This is a genomic window from Pseudomonas sp. MB-090624, assembly GCF_003205245.1.
GTDB classification, from domain to species: Bacteria; Pseudomonadota; Gammaproteobacteria; order Pseudomonadales; family Pseudomonadaceae; genus Aquipseudomonas; species Aquipseudomonas juntendi.
This window is the reverse complement of sequence record NZ_QJRK01000006.1, coordinates 100,310-124,066: the sequence shown is the minus strand read 5'-3', so window position 1 is coordinate 124,066 and position 23,757 is coordinate 100,310. Positions and strand designations below refer to the sequence as shown.

Genomic DNA, 23,757 nt, shown 5'->3' with positions numbered 1-23,757 from the left:
CATGAATATGCAGACAACACCCGCCGTTCACACCAGCACCCCGGTGGTCACCGACCTGCGCGTGATTCCGGTGGCTGGCCACGACAGCATGCTGCTCAACCTCAGTGGTGCACATGGCCCGTTCTTTACCCGTAACGTGGTGGTACTGCGGGACAGCGCGGGCAACACGGGGCTTGGCGAAGTGCCGGGTGGCGAGAGCATTCGCCAGACCCTGGAAGACGCCCGCAGCCTGGTAGTAGGCCAGCCGATCGGTCACTACCAGCGCGTGCTCAATGCCATGCGCCAGACGTTCGCCAGCCGCGACTCGGCGGGCCGCGGCCTGCAGACCTTCGACCTGCGCATCACCGTGCATGCTGTGACGGCCATCGAGTCGGCGCTGCTCGACCTGCTCGGCCAGCACCTGAATGTGCCCATGGCGGCACTGTTGGGCGAGGGCCAGCAACGTGATGCGGTGAAGATGCTGGGCTACCTGTTCTACATCGGCGACCGCCAGCAGACCGACCTGGCTTACCGCAACGAAGCGGACAGTGACGACGACTGGTTCCGTGTGCGGCATGAAAAGGCCCTGACGCCCGAGGCGGTTGTGCGCCTGGCCGAAGCGGCCAAGCAGCGTTACGGCTTCAGCGACTTCAAGCTCAAGGGCGGCGTGCTGCGGGGGGCAGAAGAAATGGAAGCAGTGACGGCGCTGGCCGAACGCTTCCCAGAAGCGCGCATCACCCTGGACCCCAACGGGACCTGGTCACTCAAGGAGGCCATCGCCCTGTGCCGCGACAAGCATGATGTGCTGGCGTATGCCGAAGACCCGTGCGGCGCCGAGAACGGCTACTCGGGCCGCGAGGTGATGGCCGAGTTCCGTCGCGCTACGGGTTTGCCCACGGCTACCAACATGATCGCCACCGACTGGCGGCAGATGGGCCATGCGATCCAGTTGCAGTCGGTGGACATTCCGCTGGCCGACCCGCATTTCTGGACCTTGCAGGGCTCGGTGAGGGTGGCGCAGATGTGCAACGACTGGGGGCTTACCTGGGGTTCGCACTCCAACAACCACTTCGATATTTCGCTGGCGATGTTTACCCAGGTGGCGGCTGCCGCGCCGGGTGAGATCACCGCGATCGACACCCACTGGATCTGGCAGGACGGCCAGCGCCTGACCCGTGAGCCGCTGCGCATTGTCGACGGCCATGTGCATGTGCCGGCGCGGCCGGGGTTGGGGGTGGAGCTGGATGAGGATCAACTGGCCAAGGCCCACGAGTGCTACCGCAACATGGGGTTGGGGGCGCGGGATGACAGCGTGGCAATGCAGTTCCTGATTCCGGGTTGGCGCTTTGATAACAAGCGGCCTTGCCTGGTGCGTTAAGGCTGCTGGCCTCTTCGCGGGCTTGCCCGCTCCCACAGGGATTGCACAGGATTTGAAGCCGATGCGATCGAGGTGGGAGCCGGCTTGCCGGCGATAGGGCCGGTACAGGCCATACACAACGAAGTGAAAAACAAAAGCACCCAACGGCCCGATGGCGCGATTGGGCATGCCATGCGCGACATCTGGCGCCAAGGGAAATGCCCTGTCGTGATCGAACAGTTCCGGGGCGTTCTCGTGTAATTTCCCACCGCCCTGCGGGGCTTAAATGAAGCCCGAACCGCACTGACACCTTGCGCTGTGACGCGTGCCAAATATCAACAACAGCATGCGAGCATTGTGTCGACCTACCCAACTCAAAGGAGCTATTTTCGCCTACGCCTGCCCGTCCATCCTTGTGTCAGCAAAAAGAGAACAACATCAATGAACACCGTGGGATCTGATGGCAACCTTGCACAAGGTTTCAAGCCACGACACGTAACGATGCTGTCTATCGCCGGCATCATCGGCGCCGGACTTTTCGTCGGCTCTGGCCACGCCATTGCGGCAGCCGGCCCAGCCACCATAATTTCCTATTTCGTAGCCGGAACCCTGGTGGTTCTGGTCATGCGCATGCTCGGCGAAATGGCCGTGGCGCATCCTGACACCGGATCGTTTTCCACCTACGCCGACCAGGCCATCGGCCGCTGGGCCGGCTACACCATCGGCTGGTTGTACTGGTGGTTCTGGGTACTGGTCATTCCGATCGAGGCGCTGGCCGCCGGGCATGTGCTGAACGCCTGGTTCCCCCAGGTGGACAGCTGGATCTTCGCCTTGGCCTCGGTGCTGTTGCTGGCCGGCACCAACCTGTTCAGCGTGGCCAAGTACGGCGAGTTCGAGTTCTGGTTCGCCATCCTCAAGGTCACGGCCATTCTCGGTTTCATCGGCCTGGGCTTTGCCGCGCTGATGGGCTGGCTGCCCAACCGCGAAGTCAGCGGTCTGAGCGGGCTGATGGCTGACTACGGCGGTTTTGCGCCCAATGGCTGGCCGGCTGTGGTCGGGGCGTTCATTACCGTGATGTTCAGCTTCATCGGCACCGAAGCCGTGACCATTGCGGCTTCCGAGTCCAGTGACCCGTCGCGCAACATCGCCAAGGCTACCCGCTCGGTGATCTGGCGCATCAGTACCTTCTACATCCTGTCGATCTTCGTGATCATCTCGGTGGTGCCGTGGAACGATCCGCAGCTGGCGGTGGTGGGCTCGTACCAACGTGCGCTGGAAATCATGAACATCCCCAACGCGGCATTGATGGTCGACCTGGTGGTGCTGGTGGCGGTAACCAGTTGCATGAATTCGTCGATCTACATCGCATCGCGGATGATGTACTCGCTGGCCAAGCGCGGTGACGCCCCGGCCTTCCTGAACAAGACCTCCAAGGTTGGCGTGCCGCGTGCGGCGGTGTTTGGCAGCACCCTGATCGGGGCCGCCATCGCCATCCTCAACTACTTTGCGCCCAAGGGTGTGTTCGAGTTCCTGCTGGCCAGCTCTGGCGCCATTGCCTTGCTGGTGTACATGGTCATTGCCATCTCGCAGCTGCGCATGCGCCGCCGCCTGGAGCGGGAGAACACCGAGCTGAAGTTCCGCATGTGGCTGTTCCCGTACCTGACCTGGGCGGTGATCATTTTCATTGGTGGGGCGCTGGCGGTCATGATGTACACGCCTGAGCACCGCGCGGAGGTGAGCTCCACATTGGGGCTGGCGATTGTGATCTCCTTCCTGGGCATCGTGACTTCGCGGGGCCATGCGCAACCGGTAGGGGCGCGGTCGATGGGGTGAGTGGGTTCACCCGGGGTCAAGGCAGAAGGCACCTATGGATAGGTGCCTTTTGTTTTTTGCGCTGGGCAAAGCTGCCGCTTGATGCGCTGCGACCCTATCAGGGTGCTCGAGTGAAGCCGGTGGCAAATGACTGCACAGAGTGATGGCAATGTGATATCAAAAAGCCGCTATCACGGAAAGTTGTGCATAAAGTTAAAAAACGTATTTTACGCATCTCACCTAGGCGCTGCCCTTCCATTCCGCGCCTTTTTGGCCTGTTTTTTCCCACCAAAGCCACGTTTGAACGTTTCGGCGTCAACCTTTCTGCGTACCTAGCAAAATACTGATCAAAGCCACGAATTACAAGGCATTCAAGGCTTTTTGATAGCCGGGTCTGGCACCTTCGATTCGCCCCGGTATAGGGCTGCTATGAGGGGGGGCTAAGCATCGAAATTATCGCCTCTGCTCTATTTTTCGAATTCCGCTTGACGGGTAGCTTTCGCGTAGGCCAGCTCTGCCGTGTGGCACCTAATAACCTGTTTTTATTGGGTATTTTGAGCGAATTATCGTACTGCTTTAGGGTGGCTAGGCCTTCGTGCCGGCCTTCGCTTAGCTATTTAGGTGTCAAAGGGGCAGTCACCTGCGTGTCAAAATGCGTCGCACATTGCAGCTATTATCCCAATCTGTCAAAATTTCGCTGTTGCAGCTTTCTAAGTTTTGGATGAAAATGCCGCCGCATGGAGCAGGATATGGATGATCTGGGGGCTATGAACACGTCATGGGGCAGCGGTGCAGGCGCGGATGTGGATGTTCGAGCATTGCGGCGGTACAACCGTTTGCTGGGTGTATTGCTGAACGTTGGCGAGTGGGCGTGCATAGGGCTGCTGCCGTTAGTTGCGGTTGCTGCCATCTGGCTGGTGACGCAAACCAATTTTGAAAATGTCGTGTTCTATGACGGAACCGACTCGATTTGCATTTACGACGGAACGACAGGGGAAATCCGCAATGTCGAGTAAGGAAACCCAACACGGAACCCCTGGTGGTGAAGCGCAGGAGGCTCGGCAGGGCACCGACGAAGACAAGCTGCTGGAACTGGCGCTGGATGAAACGCCTGGTGAAGCCGCAGCCACTGTCCGTGAAGTGAAGCGCCTGCAGCTCGAATGCCTTGACCTCAAACGTCGCAACAAGCGCGTGTGGGGGCAACTGTTGGCGCTGACCTGCGTGTTTGGGGTAACCATCGCTGCGGTGGTGTTCTGGTACCCGAAGTACCGCTGGATCCCCACCACGGATAACCACGCAATCTGTGAAGTCTCGACCGAAAGCAACCCGCGGGTGACCCCGGCAACGTTGGCTGAGTACGCCAAGGATGCGGTGGTCAATTCGTATTCCTACGACTATGTGAACTACCGTTCCAACCTCAATGCTGCGGGTGCCCGCTGGTACACCGACGAGGGGCGCAAGGCCTTCCTCAAAACGCTGGATGACTCCGGTAACCTGGAGCGCGTGCTCAAGGGCCGGATGATTCTGCGCGCCATGGCGACCCAGGTTGCTCAGGTCGAAGAGGCCGGTGTCCTGGCCACTGGGCAGAATTACTGGCTGGTGCAGGTCCCGATTGCCATCGAGTTCTATGTAGGCGGCGACCAGCAACCGCGTTCGCGCCAGGACTTCCTCGCCGCCGTGACCATCGTCCAGATCCCCGCCTCGGCCACCAACACCAAAGGCATTGCCGTCGATTCTGTTCAGCTGTCGCCGTACACCTCAAGGAAGTGACCATGAAGAAGCATCTGATCGCATCGTTGCTTGCGAGCGCTATCGCTTTGCCTGCTTTTGCCGACGAGGCGCAGGTTGCGCCGCCCCCTGAGGGTGGCCCAGGGCAGGTCGGCGCCGCGCACGGCAGCGAGGCTCCCCCCCAGCCGCCGATGAATGGTCTTGGCCGGCAAGTGTCCAGTGCGGCTCAAGTGGTCTATCCGCGCCCGGAGGATGTCATCAGCGACACCGTCAACGACGTGCACGACTCGCAACTGACATCGTCGCAAGTCGAGTTGATCAAGCAGCTGTGGCTGGAACGGGAAAAGCAGAAGGCCACGGCCTATGTCAGCCCGCCCAAACCGGTGACTCGCACACTTGCGCTGAACCTAGACCCAGGCGTGTCGCCACCTATCGTGCGCCTGAGCAAGGGCCAGCAGTCGTCGATCGTGTTCTCCGACTATGCCGGTCAGCCATGGATGATCCAGAACGTGTCGATCAACCGCGAACTGTTCAGTGACGGTCGCGAGCAGGGCGCGCAGGGCGGTCAGAACGGCACAGCCGCGCCGACCAACATCCTGACCCTGGACCCTGCCACTGCAGCGGCCTATGGCAATGTCACCGTGACCCTGCGCGGCCTGGCAACACCGATCATCCTCATCCTCGCTGCCGGGCAGGAAGAAGTGGACATGCGGGTCGATGCCAAGGTGCCGGGCCGCAACCCGGACGCGGCGGCGAGTGTGGCAATGCTGCGCATGCCGTCGATTGACGAAGCGCTGACTTACTTCCTGGATGGCGTTCCGCCGAAAGAGGCCAACCGCCTGAAAGTGACCGGCCTGGAAGGCGTGGAAGCCTGGAGTTATGGCCCGAACATGTACGTGAAAGCCAAGGCTGACGCGCAATACCCGGCTTACACCAACGCTGCGCGGAGCACCACCGGTGTGGCGGTGTATCGCTACGCAGGGCTGCAGAACAGTGTCACGTTCACGACTGGCGGGCAGGCCGTAACCGTCTTCATCGAGCAAGGGAATCTGCAATGAGTGATAACAACATGCCGCCGAACGACTCTGGCTTCGATGAAGAGGACGAGCACTTGGTCGCCGAGCGCCACGGGGAAGCCGGCGAGCAGGGGAACAAGGCACGCAAGTCCGATGAGATGCGGCGCAACCTGCAGGCGGTGTTCGGTTCTGGTGTTGGCAAGGTCTCGCTGATTGCTGCCGGGTTGGTCGTGCTCGCGTTAGGCGCCCTGGCTTACAACGGCATGTCTTCGAAAAGCGCGCCCACTGGCAAGGCGTCCACGGTGGACGTGCCGAATGCGCCGCAACCCGAAGTCTCGATCGACCCTATCTCCGCGACCGAAGCAGAGCGCCGTGCGCAGCGCAGCTCACTGGAGGCCGAGCAGGCAGCCGAACGCGGGATGTCATACCAGCCTGGCTTCGACCCCAACATCGTGCAGTCCACGGGCAGGGACGCTGCCCGTGGCCAGAGTGCTCAGTTCAATGTCCCAGGGCAGCCGTACGTTGATGGCAGCCAGCAGCAGCCCGAGATTTACATCGGTGCTGGCCAACCGCCGCGTCAAACCCTGCAAGTTGCGCAGCAGCCCGGGGCAGCCAACGCTCAGGCGCTTGAGCAGGAACGCAGGCGTCTGGAAGAGGAGCTGAAAAAAGCCGAGGAGCAACGCGACCAATATGTCAGTGAGCTGAAAAGCGAAACGCTGAAGTCGATCAAGCAGTTGATGGGCGAATCGGAGAGCGCTAAAGGCTTCGCGGAGAAAAGCAGCTTCAGCACCGTCAGCTACTACCCGGTCGAACGCCCCGCCAGCAGTGCGATGGCCACTGCGGCACGCGCCACCAAGGACGACAAGGATCCCAATGCCATTGAGGCTGTGGGTGACACCGACCGGACCATGCTGATCAAGACCGGCACCATCATGTATGCCACGCTGGACTCCGAGATCAACACCGATGATGGCGGCGATGTACTGGCCACCATTCGCGGTGGCAAGTGGAATGGTTCGAAGCTGATCGGCAAGATCGAGCAGGCCCCGGACAACATCCGCGTCAAGTTCACCATTCTCGCGCCGCCGGTGAACGACCCTCGCCCGACGATGCGCATCAGCGCTGTGGCACTGCGTGAGGATGATGCCAAGCAGGGCATTGCCGAGACCAAGGATCACCACACCATGGAGCGCTACTTCGCCCTGGGGGCGGCTTCGCTGCTGTCGGGCTATGGGCGTGCTTATCAGCAGACGGCGGGAACCACGGTCATCAGCCCGAGTGGTGTGGTGGCGCAGACCACTACCGAGCCTTCGACCAAGCAGGTGATCGGCTCGTCGGTGGGGGAAATGGGCACCGCGATCGCTTCGGAAGTGCGCCGTGGCTTCAACCGCCCGGCCACCTATGCAACGCCTGCGAACAAAGGCTTTGGCCTGTTCTTCCTGCAAGACGTTCACGATCAATCTCGATAAGGAGTTCGACATGAAGAACTGGTCGTTCGGAAAACTCATCGGCGTTTTCGCCGGCAGCTTCCTGGCGCTCATCGTGCTCGCCGTGGTCGTGATCAAGGCGACTTCCTCGCCCGCGGCAAAGGCCAAGCGCGTGACGCAGAGCCAGGCACAAATGGCGCAGCCGGCACGCATGGATGTGCTGAGCATTGAGCTGGCCAAGTCCCGTGAGCAGGCCCAGGCGGCGCTGCAGGCTCAGGAAAACAGCGAAAAGCAGCTGAAGATCGTCCGTGAGGAATCGCAGCGCAGTACCCAGCTGTTGCTGAGCCAGATCAAAGCCCTGGATACCACCCTGTCGAGCCTGCAGCAACGTATGGGGGCGTACGAGAACAGCCGCCAGCATGTCGAGGTGATCAAGCCCCCGCGCAGGGAGCCGGCGCCAGCTGCCGCACAAAGTTATGCCAAACGTGCGCACCCGATCCCCCAATCCACGGGTTACAAGGTGCAGGCGGTGGTTGGGCACCGGGCCTGGGTCAAGCACGGCGAAGGTGAAGACAGCGTCAAGGCCGGAGACCCGTTGCCGCCGGCCCAGCGTGAACTGAAAGTACTGGCGGTCGATCGCGACAGCGGCATCGTCGTTACTTCACCCGCTCTTTAAACAGGAACGTTGTCATGGCAGCCGGATTTGCCGATCTAGTGGATGTAATGGTCAATGTCGGGAAAGTCATCCCCACGGCGATCATGATGTGCCAGGGAATTGCCGTGCTCATCGGTCTCTATCTGACCGGCGCGGCGTTGATCGAGTTATGGGGTGTTACCCATGACAATGCATTGAAATATGTGGCAGGGCGACAGCGCTTTTCTATCGGCTCTGCCTGTGTGCAGTTGGTGATCGGCTCTATCTTGCTGGCGATCGGTACGCTGGAATGGATGGGCATCATGTCGCGCACCCTGACCGGGGATTATGCAAACTCGCGCATGTTGTCGTATTCCTCGACCGGCACCACATTGCAAGAGCAGGCACAACTGGCGACGTTGGCACTGCTCGGCATTATGCAGGTTGTTGGTTTCATCGCCATGGTGAAAGGGTGGTTGACGATAAACGGTTATTACAACAACCAAACTCAAGCCGGCCTCGGTACTGCCTTTGGTTGGATTATCGGGGGTGTGCTGGCGTGGAACTTCAAGTGGTTCAGCGATGTACTCAACAACACAATCGGATTCAATCTGGTTGGCCTATTCACGCCGTGGTCGTAACGGCTTTTTGAAATATGAAATACAAGGAGCGTCACTCATGAAAGCACTCAAAACTCTGAAAGCTGCGTACGATTCGGCCAAAGTTCGTGCAACCACCGCTGTGATCGGTGCTCTGGCGGCGCCCTCGGCGTTTGCCATCGACAAAACCGACCTGACCCAGGACAAGTCTGGCGGCAAAACCGCCAGCGACGTCATGACCAACATCGATGACACTGCTCAGGGCGGCGCCACGCTGCTGATCTCGCTGGTTTCGGTAGGTGGTTTCGTGGTGGTCGCCATCTCCCTGTACACCCTGTGGAAAGCCTCCAAAGATGAGCGTGAGAAGCCGATGTCGGCCATTGTCGGCCTGTTCATCGGCGGCCTGATGGCGGGTGTCGGTACTGTGATGTGGATCATGCGCAACACGCTGGTCAACTGAACCTGCGTCGTTGACTCCAAGGCGGGGCGCAAAGCCCCGCATTTCAAGCACAGTTTCGGGGGTATTCGGACGTGAGCCAAACAAACGCTTCTGCGCGGGGGGAGCACACGGTGCCCACCCTGTCGGGTGGTTATCTCTGCCGAACGGCCAATCAACCAGTCTTTGGTGTGCGCCGGCCGCTGTGGCGCTCTGATGATGACCAACGCAAACTGTTCAGCGCCGAGTACAGCAAGCTTCGCACTTCGGTGTGGCAGCGCGACAACTACACCTGTCGCTACTGCGGGTTCAAGTCTGCCAAGTATCAGGAGCTTCATGCCCTGGATGGCAACCCCGATAACTGCACCAAGGAAAACCTGGTGACGGCGTGCAACCTGTGCCGTCAGGTTCATCACCTCGGCGCCTGCGCCATGAATGACACCGGTTTTTTCGTCGCCGTCCAGGAGCTGACGCAAACCGAGATCAACCATATTGCCCGCTGTATCTACGTGAACGAATTACTGGATAACGTTGCGGTCAATGAGAAGTTTGCCAGCCTGCTGGCAGCTTTCAAGTTTCGTGGCAATGACACGCTCAAAGCAATATTTGGTGGCGAAGTGGTTACCGTGCTGAGTGTGGCGGAAACACTCGCGAGCAAACAACTGGTCAGCGATGAAGATTATGCCAAGCGCGCCCAATGGCTGGCGCCCCTGCGGCTGTTTCCCACCAAGAACGCCTTCAAAGATGGCCAACTTGAATATTATGCGGCCCATAACCGCTCGCTGTTCCTACCCGATAACTGGTCGGTATTGAGCGGCCAGTTACTGAAGAATTTTGTTTGATGCAGCTGCACCAGCAACTGCTCAGTCTCGCCGTTGAGAGCGTTGGCAAGGGAGAACAAGGAAATGTTTAACAAACTCGAGGCGGTGATCCTGACAGTGCTGAGCCAGCTCAAGGCTGACGTACAGGACTATTGCGACCTGGAAACCGTTGATGGTGGGCAGGCCATCGTCGCCAACGACGGTTCGTTGGCATCCATCGTGCGCTTCAATGGCACCAAGAGCGTGCTCGGCCGAGAGCAGTTCGAGCGCCTGGTCAGCCTGTTGGAAGCGTCGCTCTCGGTGTACTTCAAGGTGCGCGGCCATCACCTGCAAATTGTCTTCAGCCGGGACCTGGATGCCACCGCGCCGCTGGAGCAGAACGCGCTGCAGCAGGCAGCCACCGCCGAGCGGCTGAACCTCAACGTGCGGCACCTCATCAACGAAGGGGTGAGCAAGTACGCCCAGTATGTGTATGACGAAGAGTGCTACCTGGTGTTCTGGTCGCGGCCTGCGCTGCTTGATCAGACCGAAAGGTCGATGGCGCGCGAGGCATTGAACGAATTCAGGAAACAGTCGCAGTGGCCGGCCACCGCGGAGGCGCAGAACCTGCTGCGGCCGATTTCCTATCTCAAGGACCGCCACCTTTCCTTCGTCACCAAGATCTCCGAAGACCTGACGTCCCCCGAGTTCGGTTGCTCGGCGGATATACTGGATGTCAGCGAAGCCATTCGCGCCATCCGCGCCAAGGTGAACCCAGACATCACCCCGCGTACCTGGAAGCCTTATATCCCGGGCAGTGCCATCCCCATGCGTTGGAAGACCAGTGGGCGAAGCGGCGACATGTCCGAGTTCATGTACCCTACGCTGCCTAGCCAGATCATGGTGACTTCAGCTGAAATCGGGAGCGGCGAGCGCACCAGCCTGTTGCCAGACCCGACCAGTGTGCGGGTTGGCTCGCGTGTGTACGCACCCTTGCTCATGTCGATTCCGCCAGCGGAGCCGCAATACTTCAACACTTTGTTCAACAGCTTGAACCGCGCGGAAACCCAGGAAAACGGTGTGTCACGCGCGTTGCCGTACTCGGTGTCGTTCATGCTGTCTTCCGACGGCATGAGTGTGCTGGCCTGGAAGAGTCTGTTCGCCCAGTTGCTGTCGGTTACCTCCGAACAGAACCGCAACATCAACCTTGCCACCAAGGAACTGCGCGAGCGGGTGCGTGATGGTGAGTGCATGGTCAAGCTGCAAGTGGCCGCGATGACCTGGGCCAGTCCGGACGAGAAGGGCGTGAAGGAACTGGCCCTGCGCAAGTCCAAGCTCTGGCGCACCCTGGAAGCCTGGGGGCAGCCCGTGTTCATCGAGCGAACCGGTAACCCGATGCAGGCATTTCAGTCCAACTGCCTGGCCCTGACCACCAAGCACCTCGGCGACCCGGCCGCCGCGCCGCTGGGCGATGCGGTGGCCATGCTGCCGCTGACGCGGCCGGCCTCGCCGTTCCAGGAAGGTTCGACGATCTATCGCAGCCTGGATGGCAAAATCCTCAAGTACCAGCGCTTTTCATCGCAACAGACCACGTGGATCACCCTGATCGCCGGCAAGCCCGGTTCGGGCAAGTCGGTGCTGATGAACAACAACCACTTCGAGTCGTGCCTGATGCCAGGGCTGACCGGGTTGCCCTACATCGGCATCACCGATATCGGTATTTCTTCGTCCGGTTTCTGCGACCTGGTGCGCGATAACCTGCCACAGCGGCTGCACCACCTGGTGGTGTACAAACGTTTGCAGAATGCCCGCAAGGACTGCATCAACCCCTTGGACACTCCGTTGGGCCAACGTTACCCGCTACCCAAGGATCGCGAGTTCAACAAGAACTTCCTGACCATCCTGGTTACCCCGCCTGAACGTGAAAAGCCCTATGAAGGCATGAGCAACTTCGTCGGCCGCATGGTCGACCTGGCGTACCGGCGCAAGGATGACAAGATCGAGCGGGCCAGCCCGGAAACCTACAAGCCTGGGCACAATGACGTGGTCGACGATGCCGTGGCGAAGCTGGGTTTGCGCATTCTGCCAGCCACTACCTACTGGGAGCTGGTCGATGCAATGTTCGATGCAGGCATGGTGTATGAGGCGGAAGTTACCCAGCGCTACGCGGTTCCCACACTCAACGACCTGGTCGCGGTTGCTTCAACCGAAGAGGTGCGCGCCGAGTACGAAGGCTCTGGTGAGGTCGGGCGCAGCCTTGTCGATGCTTTCATCCTGGGTATTCGCGAGGCGGTAGGCGATTTCCCGGTGTTTGCCGACCATACCCGCTTCGATGTCGGCAGTGCCCGCATCGTGGCGCTGGACCTGCAGGACGTGGCCCTGCAGGGCTCTGCCTCGGCCAAGAAACAGACCGCGTTGATGTACATGATCGCGCGCCAGTGCTTCATGAAGAAGGTGGCCTTCTCGAAGGAGGACTTCCCGTTCTTCACCGAGAAATACCTGCCGTTCTACGAGCGCCTCGTGGCCGACCTGGTGGACGAATACAAGGTCATGTGCATGGACGAGTTCCACAAGACCGGTGGCCATGTGGGTCTGCAAGAGCAGATGCAGACCGATGGCCGTGAGGCGCGCAAGTGGAACATGGAAATCATCCTGGCTTCGCAGTTGATGGAAGACTTCGGCCCGCTGACCAAGATCGCCACGGCCACCTTCATCCTCGATTCGGGCACCAAGGAAACCCGTGACTGGCTGCGCAAGAACATCGGCCTTTCCGACACCGAGGAGCATGCGTTGGTCAATTTCGTGCACGGTGCGAACAAGCACGGCTGTACCTTCCTGGCCCGCTTCGAAACCAAGAACGCGACCTACAGCCAGCTGTTCACCATGTCGGCCGGGCCGATGCGCCTGTGGGCACTGACGACCACCGCCGAGGACCGCAAGCTGCGGACCATGCTCTACGAGCACATGCCGCGCCCCGACGCCCTGGCGCTGCTGGCCCGGCGGTTTCCGTCCGGGGGGTGCAAGGACATGGTCGAGCGGTTGAAGCGCGAGACGTTCAAGGACGTCGAGTTCGTCGATGACGACATGGAGCAGTCGGTGATTGCGCGGATCGCCAAAGACCTGGTAGCTGACTACATCAGCGCCAGTGCATTCGAAGACGTAGTGTAGGGAGTGACAGATGGCTCAGTACAAGGGCGCATCCCGTCAGCATGAAATCAACAGCAGCCGCCGGCGCAAGGACACTCGCCTGGCCGGGCAGCGCTTCAGTGATTTCTTCCAGTCGGCCGATGGTGCGGTTTTCGGAACGTTCGCGCTGCCGGTGCTGGCGCTGGTGTTGATCAAGGTCCCGTTCTCCGGTGAGCTGCTGTTACTGCTGGCCTGGGCGTTCAAGCGCAAGTTCGTTGACGTAGACCATCGCACTTTCGACTTCCCTTACCGTGTGCCCAAGTTGGCGAACGTCAATGACGGCTCGTACAAGGGCAAGAAGAAAGGCGAAGGCGTGACCCTCTTCGGTAACGATCTGGAAAGCAAAGAGCAGATCTACGCCGGCGACAGTGACCTGCGCACCCACCAACTGGTGCTGGGAACCACCGGCTCGGGCAAGCCGCAGCCCAAGCATGCCAAGGTGCTGACGCCAGCCGGCTGGGTCGAGATGGGCCGTATCCGGGTCGGTGACAGTGTGTGCACCCCCGATGGAAAGCAGGCTGCGGTGCTGCGGGTGATCGAACAGGGCGTTCAGCCGATCTGGACCGTTGCCACGCGCGATGGGCGGCGGGCGCAAGCCACGGGCGATCACCTGTGGCGGGTCCTTGCTTGCGGGCAGGATGGCAGTGAAGAGGCGCATACCCTGACCACCGACGGCATCCGTGAGTTGATGGCGCGTGGCGTTGTGGTGATGCTGCCCAAGGTGCGCAAAAAGCGCGGTTCTGCCAAGTTCAATGGCTGGGCCGAGGTCTGGAAAGTGACTGCTGCGGGCCGCGCGCCGTGCCAGTGTATCGAGATTGATCACCCGCACCACCTGTACATCACCGACGACAGCCTGGTGACCCACAATACCGAGCTGCTGCTGGGTATCGTGTTCAACGCCCTGGTGCAGAACACCGGCTTCATCTACGTCGATGGCAAGGGCGACCCCAAGCTGCAGAAAGAGATTTTCCGCCTTTCGCGCTACCTGGGCCGCGAAGATGACCTGCTGATCATCAACTTCATCACCTCGGGGCGCGACTTCGTCGAGAAGCAGGTCGACAAGGTCACCAACAACATGAACATGATGGGCAATACCTCATCTGGCATGTTGATCGAGCTGATCGTCTCGCTGATGGATGACTCCGGTGGCGGCGGTGACATGTGGAAGGGGCGGGCAATCATGTTCGTGGCGGCGCTGACGCGGCCGCTGACCTACCTGCGCGACAAGGGTTTCATCAACCTGTCGCCGGAAAAGTACCTGGAATATTTCGAGCTGAACGTTATCGAGGACCTGGTGTGGGAGCATGGCGGGAAATACGGCGAGATGTTCGACGTGATCGTGGCGCCACTGCGCTCCTACCTGCTGACATTGCCCGGTTATCAGAAGGCAAAGTTCAAGAAGCAGGAGACCAAGACCCTGGAGCAGCACGGCTACATCGTCATGCAGTTGGGGCGGATCTTCAATGACCTGACATTCAATTACGGCCATATCTTCAAGACCCGCGTCGGCGACGTGGACTTCTACGATGTGGTGATCAACCGCCGCTTGCTGGTGGTACTGCTGCCGGCGCTGGAGCGCGCCCCGGACAGCATGCGCATGCTTGGCAAGATGATCGTCGGCAGCATCAAGCAGATGATGGCCGGTTGCCTGGGTAACCGGGTCGAGGGCGTAGTGCGCGAGATCATCGACAGCCGGCCAACCGGCTCGAAGTTCCCCTTCTACACCATCCTGGACGAATACGGCTATTACGCTGTAGTCGGGTTCGCCGTTGCCCCGGCCCAGGCGCGCAGCCTTGGCTTCAGTGTGACCTTTGCTGCGCAGGATTTCTCCTCGTTGAAGAAGTCCAGTGCCGAAGAGGCGGACGCCACCTGGGAGAACACCAACATCCGCGCTGTCGGCCGCCTGACCTCGGGCACTGAGTCGGAAACCTGGCGGCGCGTGCAGGGCGCCGCTGCGGAATCCGCGCAGGCCATGCTGGGCAGTTTCGAACGCACAGCAGGCAATGAAAAGTTGCGGCAATCGGACAATATCGCCATCGAGCAACGCAGCCGCTTGAACTACGATGACGTGGCCATGCAGGAGAACGGCGAGTTCACCTTCCTGATTGGCAAGAAAGCGCAGAATGGCAAGACGGGTGGCGTGGCGCTTATCCGCGGCTTGGGTTTCTACACGGCCGGGCCGGCACCCAAGGAAATGCGCATCAACGATTTCATTCCGGTCGAGCCGCCTGAACCGTCGGACCTGCCGCAGAACCGGCAGTCGCGCCAGGCATTCGTCGACAGTCTGAAGGATGGTTCCTTTGCCAGCAGAGTACGCGCTGTCGTCAAAGGTGACCCTACCTTCGCCCGCATGCACAGTGTTTTCGAGCACAACTATGCCGACCCGGACCGGCCCTTGCTCGGCCGCCAGGAGACTTCGTTCGGCGTGCTTGGCGCGTATTTGTCCGGTGATCTCAAACAGTCGGCACCCAGCGCCCCACTGGTAGAACCACCTCAGCCCAAGGCCCCCAAGCAGTTGCCTGCGGCTACGGGCCCAGCCCCGCAGCTTGACCCCCTGGGCCCGGAAGCCATCCAGGCCTGCATCCTGGCGGTCGCGGACCAGCTGGCAGTGCCCCCGGTGGCGCCAGCGGTTGCGGTAGTTGACGAGCAGGCGCTAGACGATGAATGGGCGCGCGAACTGGCCATTGCCTTGCCGCAGCAGATGCTCGACATGCAGCTGATGGCAAGCGGCGGGGGCTTTGCCTCGCTTTCGGATAAATGGGCGGCGCAAGAACGTATCGAGCAGGCTTGTGCAGAGATTGCCCGGCAAACCGCTTACAACGTAGCGCCCGAACCTGCAGCCCAAAGCGTGGCAGGGATGCGGGAGCGGCTTGATGAGCTGCAGGAACAGTGCCGCGTGCTGATGAAGGAGCGACCCCAGGACTAGTTGCAGGCAACGTGATCAGCGGCCGGAGTGGGCATTATTGTTTGTCATAAATTGACGACGATAGATATCTCACAGATAATCAGAAATCAGAATGTTTGCATGCTAGGGTGAGGCGATGGGGTTGTTCAGTTCAGGGAAGAAGGCCGCGAAGTTCGCGTTTGTCACCATGCCCATGGCGGCGCTGGGGGTGAACCAACTGCGCATGGGCAACCAGCACATCAAGGCACTCTGGCGTTCCAGCTTCAGCCCTGCTTGCCCGGAGTGCGAGCGGGGCGTGCTGCTAAAGGCGGAGGATGACCCGCAAGCGTTCGAGCAGGTACCCAAAGGCAAGATGCGCGTGCTGCACCGTTGGGGCTGCAACAACTGCGACTTCGCTTTGCTCGAAGAGGATGATGTCAAGCAGGTCAAGGCGCATGCTGCGCGCTACCGCAACGAGCGCGTCAAGGCGCAGCTGACCAGCATCGAGCGCGACGAGATCGACCGCATTGCCCGGAGCCATCAGTTGCACTCCAGGGCGTTTTTCATTGCCAGCGTCATTGCCGCTGCCGGGTTCATCTACATGCTGGCCAGCGGTGCGGGCATTCTGATTGCCCTCAACTGGTTGTCGATCGGCTTCGCGCTGTGGATCTTCGGTATGAAGAAGTCCTACCGCAGTTGGCAGGTGTCGAGCGGCCAGCTGTTTGTCGAGGGCGCTTTCTGGTTCTGGTTTCAGCACCAGAAATGGATCATCTGACCATGGCGCATAATCGGTACCGGTGGCTGTTTGCTCTGCTTGTGTGCGGCACTGTGCAGGCAGGGGCAGATGACTTTTACGCCGTGCGCCCGGCCGATATCGCCTGTGTCGTCCAGGCGGCCCAGCGCCAGGGTGTGCCGGCCAACGTGCTGCTGGCCATCTCGAGCAAGGAAAGCGGCAAGAACGGCCAGAGCGTGTCGAACCGCAACGGCACCTTCGACCTCGGCCACTTCCAGATCAATACCACCCACTGGGGCCCGAAAGGCGTTTTCGCTTCGTACCCGGCGATCACCAAGTCTGATGTTGCCTGGCGCGGTTGTTACAACGCCGAACTTGCGGCCTGGCTATTGCGCCAGAAGCTCGACGAGAACAACGGCCAGGACTTCTGGACGCGAGCTGCCAACTATCACTCGCGAACCCGTAAATTCAACGACATCTACAAGAAGGACCTGATCCCGCTGGCGGTCAAATGGGGCAAGTACCTGGAACGGCAGCGCAACGCACGTCTGGTGGTGAGCTACCAGTAAGGTCGGCCGCCACAGGGTGCCGATGCACCCGGGCACCCGTTGCCCCCGGTCGATGAACAAGACAACTTCAGGAGTTTTTACATGAAAGGAATACTCATAGGTGCACGCGCCTTCAAAGTTGGCGGTGTACTGCTGGCAATGGTGGCGCTGGGTGGTTGCGCAAGTTCTGCCAAGCCTACTACCGAGGACACCGAGGCATTCGCCAGCCGGATCATCGCAGACAAGGTGTCGGTGGCGGTCAACTCCCAGCACGCTTACGTTTCGCGGCTGAATGCCGACCGGGCGCGAGTGGCTTCGCGGCAGGCTGCAGTCGACACTGACCAGGTTGATATCGATTTCATCGGCAAACCCCAGGAACTGCTGCAGACATTCGCCAGCCGCTATGGCTATGCCTATGTCGAAAGCGGCAAGCGCGTGGACCTCAAGCCCATCAATGTATGGGTGCGCAAAGCCACGCCGATCAACGTGGTCAAGGACGTGGGGGCACAGATCGACACCGGCGCCGACGTGGTGCTGGACAAGAGCACCAATACGCTGCGCCTGATCTACAAGCCAGTGCCACTGGCGTTGGGGAGGGGCTGAGCATGGCGATGGACATGCCACCGATGACCCTCGAAGATGCCGAGCGCCTCTATGACAAGCCTGCCTATGTGCAACAGCAGGGCGACTCGGCTGATGCGCGGTCGGCGGTGGAGGCGATGCGTGACGAGAAGAACCAGGCATCGGCTGCGCGCGGTGAGGCCATTCTCGATGCGGCACTGCAGGTCGGGGTGAAAGCTGGCCTGGCGTGGCAGCTGACCAATATCAACAATGCACTCAAGCTGCGCGAGCGCGAGTTCGATACGGTATACGACTTCAGCAGCCTGATGATTCAGGACCGGGTTGTGCCGCCGGTCATTACCGAGGCACGCAACCTCTACAACCAGAATGGCGACTACACCCTGCGCCTGTCGGGGGCGGCCTACAAGATCGAGTCCCAGGCACGTTTTTCGTCGGTGCCGCCCAGCTGGCGCGAATACTTGAGCTTCCCGCTGCCCAGCTTCGACCGTACCTCACTGGTATCGGCCCTGGTGCCGCGTTCGGACGAGGAGGAGCGAGTGTGGAAGCTGGCTGTGCGCGAGGGCTGGCACCAAGGTGTCGAGCAGGCCAACCTGATGCTGACCTACGGCTTCGACCGTATGAACCGCGATATCGAAGGGATGCGCCGTTTCAGCGAGTTTGCCCGGCATGGCCAGGTCACTATGCCGATAATCTCCGGGGCGGCGATCCCGGTGACCCGTGAAGGGCGGTCGATGGCGGTAGATGAAACCTTGTTGCGTATCACCGCGCTGCCAGAGTTCAACGACAACATGAACGTATGGCGTAGTTCGATCGCGACCTCCACCATTGCCCACCCGTTACCCCGCGCGGCGGTAAACCACACAGGCAGCCCGGCACCATCGCCAGCTGCTGTGCGCCAGCCTGCAGCTGCCAATGCGCCCACCGTACCGGCGGGCAGCCAGGTGCGAGGCCCGGCAGCGGGCGCTGAAGGCGGGCGGCAATGACCCAAGCCGTGCGTGATGACCTGATGATGCTGGAGCCGGGCGCGTTGATCGAGCGCCTGGAGCGCCTGACCAGCTACGAAGACCCGTTCCGTTTTGACCGGGCCGACCAGTTCAAGGCAATGATGCTGGAAACCCTGGCCCATGGTGTGAGCGACATCTTCATCCAGCCGGCATTGCCGGTAGTGGTGAAGAAGTACGGGCGATTGTATGCGGTCACCCGACGTGCGCTGGACGTCGGGGAGGTCAACGAGTTGCTGAAGATGGCGGCCAACCGGGATACCGCCACCACCGATATCGTGTCTGGTACTGCGGTCAACGAGCGCTACGAACTGTTCGACCCGGAGCGCAAGGATGCCCGGGGTGCGCGGCTGCGCTATGCCTATCGCGTCAACGCTTCGCCTATCGCGTGTCATGGTGATACTTCGTGCCAGATAGTCATTCGGGCCATCCCCGATGACCCGCCACGTATCCAGGAGGTGGGCCTGAGCGAGGAAATCGTCAGGATGGCCACACCCCGTGATGGCATCGTCTACGTGGCCGGGGCCACCGGTCATGGCAAGACCACCACTTTTGCCGCCATCAACCGCTTCATTCTGGAAAACGACACGCCGATCAAGGGTAACCTGATCAGCCATGAAGAACCGATCGAGTTCACCTACGACAAGGTGCAGAGCAAGCATTCGATCTTCGTGCAGTCGCAGATCCCCACCCATTTCAAGGATTTTTACCGGGCCAACCGTGAAGCCATGCGACGTGCGCCCGGCCTGTGCGTGATCGGCGAATTGCGTGACCAGGAAACCATTCGCGCAGCGGTCGAGCTATCGCTGACGGGGCACCCCGTCTTCGGTACGGTGCACGCCAAGGATGTTGCGGCAATCATGCGTCGAATGATCTCCCGCTTTCCCGAGCAGGAGCGGGCCACCGCTATCTACGACCTGGTCGACACCAGCCGTTTCATGATGGCGCAGAAGTTGGTGCCCACGCTTGATGGCAAGCGCACCGCTGCGCGTTCGTGGCTGAGGTTTACCGAGCAGGTCCGCGACAACTTGATGGACCTGACCGATATGGGCCGGGTAACCCAGCGGGTTGCAGAATTTGTGCGTGAAGAGGGGCACACCTTTGCTGCCGAGGCGGACCGGCTGCTGGCCGAGGGCCTGATCAGCGAGGCGACGGCCCGCGATTTGCGCCACGGCTGAGCTGCTGGCTACACGCTAATACTGACTGCAGAGAGTTTACGGAGAGGTTATGGCAACAGGACGGTATCACTGGAGCAGATGCGCTCCACCTGCACGTTTTTTCGTGATCAACGCCAGCGCTGCCTTGCCATGGTTGATGTTGCTGCTGGTGCCGGCGTTTTGGAAGTTCCTGCTGCCGTTGGCGCTGTGCATGACCATCGGCCTGGTTTATATCGAGGTGGTGAAAAAAATGACCGTGCGGGCGGTTTTCCGTCGGGTCGGGGTGTTCATGGTGGGTCGTGTGCGTACCACGCACAACCTGCTCAAAGAGCTGACCAGGTAGCGGGCAGCGAAGCCACGACCGGCCAGATCGTCGTGGCAGCCAGAGGAGGCGTTGCATGAAACAGCAGGGAGGTGGGCAGAAAAGCTTTACCTGGGATGACCCCGCCATATTGCTGGGGATCATGGCGGTACTTTACCTGGGGGGGTGGGGCGCCTGGTACTTCGCCCATGACAAGATCGCCAAGGTGTATACCTACATCCGCTATGTAGAACTGTGGGTGCCGAGTGTATTGGGTGACTTCGCGGCACTGCCGGGTATCGCCTCGATCAACCATTGGGTTGAGCGCATGTGTGCGCCGGAGGGCATCATCGGCGCCTGCCAGCGAGATTTCTCAAGCGTGGCGTGGGGGGAAATCACCACGTCGTCATTGTTCATGAACGGGTTCTTCCTGCTGCTGTTGGTGTTCCTGGCGGTGCGCATGTTCCTGCAAGTCAACCGGACACACCCCAAGCTCAAGTTCACCAAGACGCACACGATTCAAAGCTTCGTGCAAGAGAACAAAGTGCAGTACCCGCACCTGCGCATGTTCGCCGAGCTCGACCTGATCGCCCAGCCGCTGGACCATCCGATGTTCGGCATGTCGCAGACATCACGGCAGTTTGCCTACCAGCACTTGCTGATCAGTGGTTGGCAAGAGCAGGCTGATCGCAGCTGGGCGCCAACCCTGGATCGCGAGAAAGCCACAGAGGTGATGCGTCGCCAGTTAGGCCAGCACTGGACCCGGGTCAGCAACCTCACACCCGCTGAAACCCTGCTGGTAGCCATCGCCTTGCCGCGGGTAGTCGCCACCGATACGGCGCTGGATGACGCTGCCTTCAAGGCGGCGATGGCCGACAGTGAGTACATGGTTGCCTGGTGCTGGGACCAGTTCCAGGCACCTACCGGTAAAACGGCACAAGGTGCTGACCCATACGCTTGGCTGAAGCCCGACATACCGCTAGAGGTGCCCCGGGCGATCATCCAGAAGTACATCAAGCACCCGAACGCCAGCGCAATCCTGCATGCGCATGCCTTTGTCCGCACTATCGTCTTTGCCATGTTCTTCCAGGCGCGCCGCCTGGGGGTGCTGCCACCGGCAGAAATGCGCTGGCTGCGGTTCTATGACCGAGACATGTGGTATGCGCTGCAGACGATAGGGCGCCAAGCTGGTTTTCCGGAAGCGCCGGGGATCCTTTCGCATTTCCTGTATGAGTGCAAAGCAGGTATATCGCTGGCAGAGCCGCAGCTTGACAAGGCGGTCAACGGTCTTGAACTGGCCATGGCCAGTTACAAGTACTCCGAGGCGGACAAGAAGCGCTACGAGCAAATGCAGCACGATAGGCATGCCACTGAGCAGGCCGCCGCCATTGCGCAACATGCGGTCTGAAGTGTTGCCCTAGAAGCTTGGATAGCAGCCAAAGGCCATCTTTATAGATGGCCTTTTTTTGTTTTTTTGGTGTGTTTTTTTACTTTTTTGTTAGAATGCAGTCGTATTGGATTATTAATAGGGACATTGAGTCATGAAAGGTGTGATCGCAAGACCTGTCGCTATGCTGGCGGCACTTGCGGCGGGGGTTTCTGTCGCCCACGCCGCGCCAGCCCAACCGGCGGACTTGTCTGCCTTCATCACCGCGCAAGGCACCACACAGGTAAACCCTGCCCAGCAAGAACTCGATGACCTGACCGCACAGCGGGTATCGCGCTATGGGCGGATTGTCAGCGCTCGGCCAGTCGGCCTAGGCGGGCTCACCGCCTGGACCGTGGAAAAGAATGGCCATCAGGTCGTGTTGTTCAGTACCCCTGATTCTGCAGTGCTGTTTACCGGGGTGGCCTGGGATGCGGAAACGGGCAGTAATATTTCCGACGCCTTCCTGCCCGGCGCGGCCCAGGCCGCTGCAGCGCTGCCCCCCGCAACTGCAGCAGCTGCGCCAAGTGTAGCGCCGCAGATGTCCCCGGTCGAAAAGCCTGATGTGCGCGAAGCCGCCGCCATGGACGGCAGTTTCAAAGGCGCGATCCCGGAGTCGATGAAAACGGTGGACGCTCTGGCAGGGATCAAGGAAGGCGAGGGTGGTATCGGCGATACCGTCTACATCATCATCGACCCACGCTGCCCTTACTGCCGCCAGGCGTACAACCTGACAAGGGCATACGCGGCCAAGGGCCATTCGATCAAATGGATTCCATCTGCGGCGTTGGGTAACCCGGCGGATGGCGTTCCGCTGGCTGCCACGTTGCTGCAGGCCAAGGACCCCAAGGTCCTGGCGCGGGTGTTGGGGCAGCATGAGCAGGTGCGATCAGAGCCTTCACCGGAAACCGTCGAGCAACTGAGCACCAACCTGGCGTTCCTTTTCGCTGCCTTCGAGCACAACGGCAAGGAGCAGGCGGGCGTACCGGCGGCATTCTTCATCGATCACCGTACAGGGAAGCCAAGGATGATGACCGGCCTTTCGCAAGCGGTCGTGCTTGAAGACATCTTTGGAAAACTTTAAGGAGCAAAGTACATGAAAGCCAAAGCGCCAAATTTCGAGTTCGACCCTGGCATCCGCATCTTCGGTTCGGGCGAGCACCTTTTGGTGGTGTTTGACAGCCAAAGCCCTCACGACGCCTGCCGTGCAACACGCACTGTGCGTATCCCCAAGGCGTTTCGGCAGCTGTCTTTGGTTGTAGCCGGCTTCGACGCAGCACAAGACGTTGACCATCAGCGGGTGCTCGAGGGGAACGTCAGCCTGATGATCGAGGGTGATGCCGGGGTACAGGCGATGCATGAGCTGGCGGCCCTGCGGCTGGTGTTGCATGCCGAGGCAGACCGCAAGGGCGCGCTCTCTCATGTCGAGCCGGCGCTGGTGGCCTACAAGGTGCGTCAGGCGGTTTCCGAGTGTCTCAACGAGGCCTTGAGCGACTACTACCAGCGTGAGGAAGCGCATGCAGCGGGTGTGGCTGCTGAGGTCGCCCGCCCTGTTCCCTTGGCTGCTGCGCAGTACCAGGTGGCCGCGCCGCAGCCTTCGCGAAAGGCGCTGCGCGAGCAGGCCGCTGGTGAGGCCGAGCGCCAGGCCAGGGCGCGCCGGCGCAAGGCTGCAATGGCTTGGTTGGTACCGCCTCTGGTGGTCGTTGCAGTCATGGCGACAATGTCTCATCTTGCTTCCTCCCAGTCGCCGATTGAAAATGCTGTCGCGCAGCAGATGGCGAACGATCCCGAGTCGATCAAGGCGCAGGTAGAGTTGACCAAGCAGACCCTCCAATCCATGGGGCTGGACCCAGGTCAGGGCGGTGACATTGGGTGCCTTGCGCCGCAATGATTGCCATTGTCAGCTGCTTCAGGGATGGAGTAAGCCGTTCGCTTGTTTGCAGGCGGGTAGAATGTCGGGGAGCTTCCCCGCGTCACCCGGCTGCTGCACTGCGGTGCCGAAGGAGGATCTTTTCCAGGATTGGAGAATAAGAGCGGGTCGGGCCCTCGAAGCCTGGCGCTGCTGTTCTGCCTGAGCGGGGTGTTCATGCCTCTGCCGGCACTTTAAGACTATTTTGGATCGGACATCTTAGGTACGTATATGCGACCAGC

The 23,757-nt window shown here is 60.4% G+C and carries 21 protein-coding genes; all 21 read left to right on the top strand.

Annotated elements, in window-relative coordinates:
- Position 1: 1 nt before the first annotated feature.
- The 21 genes from gudD (at position 2) to DMX12_RS04975 (ending at position 23,497) form a co-directional block, all read left to right on the top strand.
- Entirely contained in the window at positions 2-1,357 is a 1,356-nt protein-coding gene (gudD, locus tag DMX12_RS05075; protein ID WP_110676589.1) for a glucarate dehydratase, read from the top strand.
- A gap of 420 nt (positions 1,358-1,777) precedes the next feature.
- Positions 1,778-3,169 (top strand): GABA permease, encoded by a 1,392-nt coding sequence (gene gabP, locus DMX12_RS05070; protein WP_029888092.1) that lies wholly within the window; start codon positions 1,778-1,780, stop codon positions 3,167-3,169.
- A 728-nt stretch (positions 3,170-3,897) separates the two neighbouring features.
- Positions 3,898-4,164: a hypothetical protein gene (locus DMX12_RS05065; protein WP_110676588.1), complete on the top strand. Its 267-nt coding sequence runs from the start codon at positions 3,898-3,900 to the stop codon at positions 4,162-4,164.
- The gene (locus DMX12_RS05060; protein ID WP_110676587.1) at positions 4,154-4,918 is read left to right on the top strand and encodes a DotI/IcmL family type IV secretion protein; all 765 of its coding nucleotides are present in this window, start codon (positions 4,154-4,156) and stop codon (positions 4,916-4,918) included. Before DMX12_RS05065 ends, DMX12_RS05060 begins: the two co-directional genes overlap by 11 nt.
- 2 nt (positions 4,919-4,920) lie before the next feature.
- Positions 4,921-5,934 (top strand): DotH/IcmK family type IV secretion protein, encoded by a 1,014-nt coding sequence (locus DMX12_RS05055; protein ID WP_110676586.1) that lies wholly within the window; start codon positions 4,921-4,923, stop codon positions 5,932-5,934.
- A complete protein-coding gene (locus DMX12_RS05050; RefSeq protein ID WP_110676585.1) occupies positions 5,931-7,361 on the top strand; it encodes a DotG/IcmE/VirB10 family protein in 1,431 nt (476 codons plus the stop codon). Before DMX12_RS05055 ends, DMX12_RS05050 begins: the two co-directional genes overlap by 4 nt.
- A 10-nt stretch (positions 7,362-7,371) precedes the next feature.
- A complete protein-coding gene (locus DMX12_RS05045) occupies positions 7,372-7,995 on the top strand; it encodes a type IV secretion protein DotF (protein ID WP_110676584.1) in 624 nt (207 codons plus the stop codon).
- A gap of 14 nt (positions 7,996-8,009) precedes the next feature.
- Positions 8,010-8,594, top strand: coding sequence for a type IV secretion protein DotIE (locus DMX12_RS05040; protein ID WP_110676583.1), 585 nt, complete (start codon positions 8,010-8,012; stop codon positions 8,592-8,594).
- Positions 8,595-8,631: 37 nt separating this feature from the next.
- Positions 8,632-9,012, top strand: a complete 381-nt coding sequence (locus tag DMX12_RS05035) for a hypothetical protein (RefSeq protein WP_110676582.1) — start codon at positions 8,632-8,634, stop codon at positions 9,010-9,012.
- Between the two features lie 110 nt (positions 9,013-9,122).
- Positions 9,123-9,830 carry an HNH endonuclease gene (locus DMX12_RS05030; RefSeq protein ID WP_255326958.1) on the top strand — a complete coding sequence of 236 codons (708 nt, stop codon included), beginning with the start codon at positions 9,123-9,125 and terminating at the stop codon, positions 9,828-9,830.
- Positions 9,831-9,893: 63 nt separating this feature from the next.
- Positions 9,894-12,956: a type IV secretion protein DotO gene (locus tag DMX12_RS05025; protein WP_110676580.1), complete on the top strand. Its 3,063-nt coding sequence runs from the start codon at positions 9,894-9,896 to the stop codon at positions 12,954-12,956.
- Between the two features lie 10 nt (positions 12,957-12,966).
- The gene (locus tag DMX12_RS05020; RefSeq protein WP_110676579.1) at positions 12,967-15,900 is read left to right on the top strand and encodes a TraM recognition domain-containing protein; all 2,934 of its coding nucleotides are present in this window, start codon (positions 12,967-12,969) and stop codon (positions 15,898-15,900) included.
- 115 nt (positions 15,901-16,015) lie between these two features.
- On the top strand, positions 16,016-16,633 hold the full coding sequence (locus DMX12_RS05015; protein WP_110676578.1) for a hypothetical protein: 618 nt from the start codon (positions 16,016-16,018) through the stop codon (positions 16,631-16,633).
- Between the two features lie 2 nt (positions 16,634-16,635).
- Positions 16,636-17,160, top strand: a complete 525-nt coding sequence (locus tag DMX12_RS05010) for a transglycosylase SLT domain-containing protein (protein ID WP_110676577.1) — start codon at positions 16,636-16,638, stop codon at positions 17,158-17,160.
- 81 nt (positions 17,161-17,241) lie between these two features.
- Positions 17,242-17,742, top strand: coding sequence for a DotD/TraH family lipoprotein (locus DMX12_RS05005; protein WP_256598394.1), 501 nt, complete (start codon positions 17,242-17,244; stop codon positions 17,740-17,742).
- A gap of 2 nt (positions 17,743-17,744) precedes the next feature.
- Positions 17,745-18,704 (top strand): type IV secretory system conjugative DNA transfer family protein, encoded by a 960-nt coding sequence (locus DMX12_RS05000; RefSeq protein ID WP_232108648.1) that lies wholly within the window; start codon positions 17,745-17,747, stop codon positions 18,702-18,704.
- On the top strand, positions 18,701-19,900 hold the full coding sequence (locus DMX12_RS04995) for an ATPase, T2SS/T4P/T4SS family (RefSeq protein WP_110676576.1): 1,200 nt from the start codon (positions 18,701-18,703) through the stop codon (positions 19,898-19,900). Before DMX12_RS05000 ends, DMX12_RS04995 begins: the two co-directional genes overlap by 4 nt.
- A gap of 103 nt (positions 19,901-20,003) precedes the next feature.
- Positions 20,004-20,222 (top strand): hypothetical protein, encoded by a 219-nt coding sequence (locus DMX12_RS04990; RefSeq protein ID WP_110676575.1) that lies wholly within the window; start codon positions 20,004-20,006, stop codon positions 20,220-20,222.
- A gap of 55 nt (positions 20,223-20,277) precedes the next feature.
- Positions 20,278-21,588, top strand: a complete 1,311-nt coding sequence (locus tag DMX12_RS04985) for a type IV secretion protein (RefSeq protein WP_110676574.1) — start codon at positions 20,278-20,280, stop codon at positions 21,586-21,588.
- 163 nt (positions 21,589-21,751) lie between these two features.
- Complete coding sequence (locus tag DMX12_RS04980) at positions 21,752-22,690, top strand: hypothetical protein (protein WP_232108455.1); 939 nt, start codon at positions 21,752-21,754, stop codon at positions 22,688-22,690.
- A 12-nt stretch (positions 22,691-22,702) separates the two neighbouring features.
- Positions 22,703-23,497, top strand: coding sequence for a hypothetical protein (locus DMX12_RS04975; protein WP_110676572.1), 795 nt, complete (start codon positions 22,703-22,705; stop codon positions 23,495-23,497).
- The last annotated feature ends 260 nt before the right edge of the window (positions 23,498-23,757 follow it).

Coding starts and splice junctions, on each gene's coding strand:
- gudD (WP_110676589.1), top strand. CDS start 2: ATGAATATGCAGACAACACCCGCCGTTCACACCAGCACCCCGGTGGTC.
- gabP (WP_029888092.1), top strand. CDS start 1,778: ATGAACACCGTGGGATCTGATGGCAACCTTGCACAAGGTTTCAAGCCA.
- DMX12_RS05065 (WP_110676588.1), top strand. CDS start 3,898: ATGGATGATCTGGGGGCTATGAACACGTCATGGGGCAGCGGTGCAGGC.
- DMX12_RS05060 (WP_110676587.1), top strand. CDS start 4,154: ATGTCGAGTAAGGAAACCCAACACGGAACCCCTGGTGGTGAAGCGCAG.
- DMX12_RS05055 (WP_110676586.1), top strand. CDS start 4,921: ATGAAGAAGCATCTGATCGCATCGTTGCTTGCGAGCGCTATCGCTTTG.
- DMX12_RS05050 (WP_110676585.1), top strand. CDS start 5,931: ATGAGTGATAACAACATGCCGCCGAACGACTCTGGCTTCGATGAAGAG.
- DMX12_RS05045 (WP_110676584.1), top strand. CDS start 7,372: ATGAAGAACTGGTCGTTCGGAAAACTCATCGGCGTTTTCGCCGGCAGC.
- DMX12_RS05040 (WP_110676583.1), top strand. CDS start 8,010: ATGGCAGCCGGATTTGCCGATCTAGTGGATGTAATGGTCAATGTCGGG.
- DMX12_RS05035 (WP_110676582.1), top strand. CDS start 8,632: ATGAAAGCACTCAAAACTCTGAAAGCTGCGTACGATTCGGCCAAAGTT.
- DMX12_RS05025 (WP_110676580.1), top strand. CDS start 9,894: ATGTTTAACAAACTCGAGGCGGTGATCCTGACAGTGCTGAGCCAGCTC.
- DMX12_RS05020 (WP_110676579.1), top strand. CDS start 12,967: ATGGCTCAGTACAAGGGCGCATCCCGTCAGCATGAAATCAACAGCAGC.
- DMX12_RS05015 (WP_110676578.1), top strand. CDS start 16,016: ATGGGGTTGTTCAGTTCAGGGAAGAAGGCCGCGAAGTTCGCGTTTGTC.
- DMX12_RS05010 (WP_110676577.1), top strand. CDS start 16,636: ATGGCGCATAATCGGTACCGGTGGCTGTTTGCTCTGCTTGTGTGCGGC.
- DMX12_RS05005 (WP_256598394.1), top strand. CDS start 17,242: ATGAAAGGAATACTCATAGGTGCACGCGCCTTCAAAGTTGGCGGTGTA.
- DMX12_RS05000 (WP_232108648.1), top strand. CDS start 17,745: ATGGCGATGGACATGCCACCGATGACCCTCGAAGATGCCGAGCGCCTC.
- DMX12_RS04995 (WP_110676576.1), top strand. CDS start 18,701: ATGACCCAAGCCGTGCGTGATGACCTGATGATGCTGGAGCCGGGCGCG.
- DMX12_RS04985 (WP_110676574.1), top strand. CDS start 20,278: ATGAAACAGCAGGGAGGTGGGCAGAAAAGCTTTACCTGGGATGACCCC.
- DMX12_RS04980 (WP_232108455.1), top strand. CDS start 21,752: ATGCTGGCGGCACTTGCGGCGGGGGTTTCTGTCGCCCACGCCGCGCCA.
- DMX12_RS04975 (WP_110676572.1), top strand. CDS start 22,703: ATGAAAGCCAAAGCGCCAAATTTCGAGTTCGACCCTGGCATCCGCATC.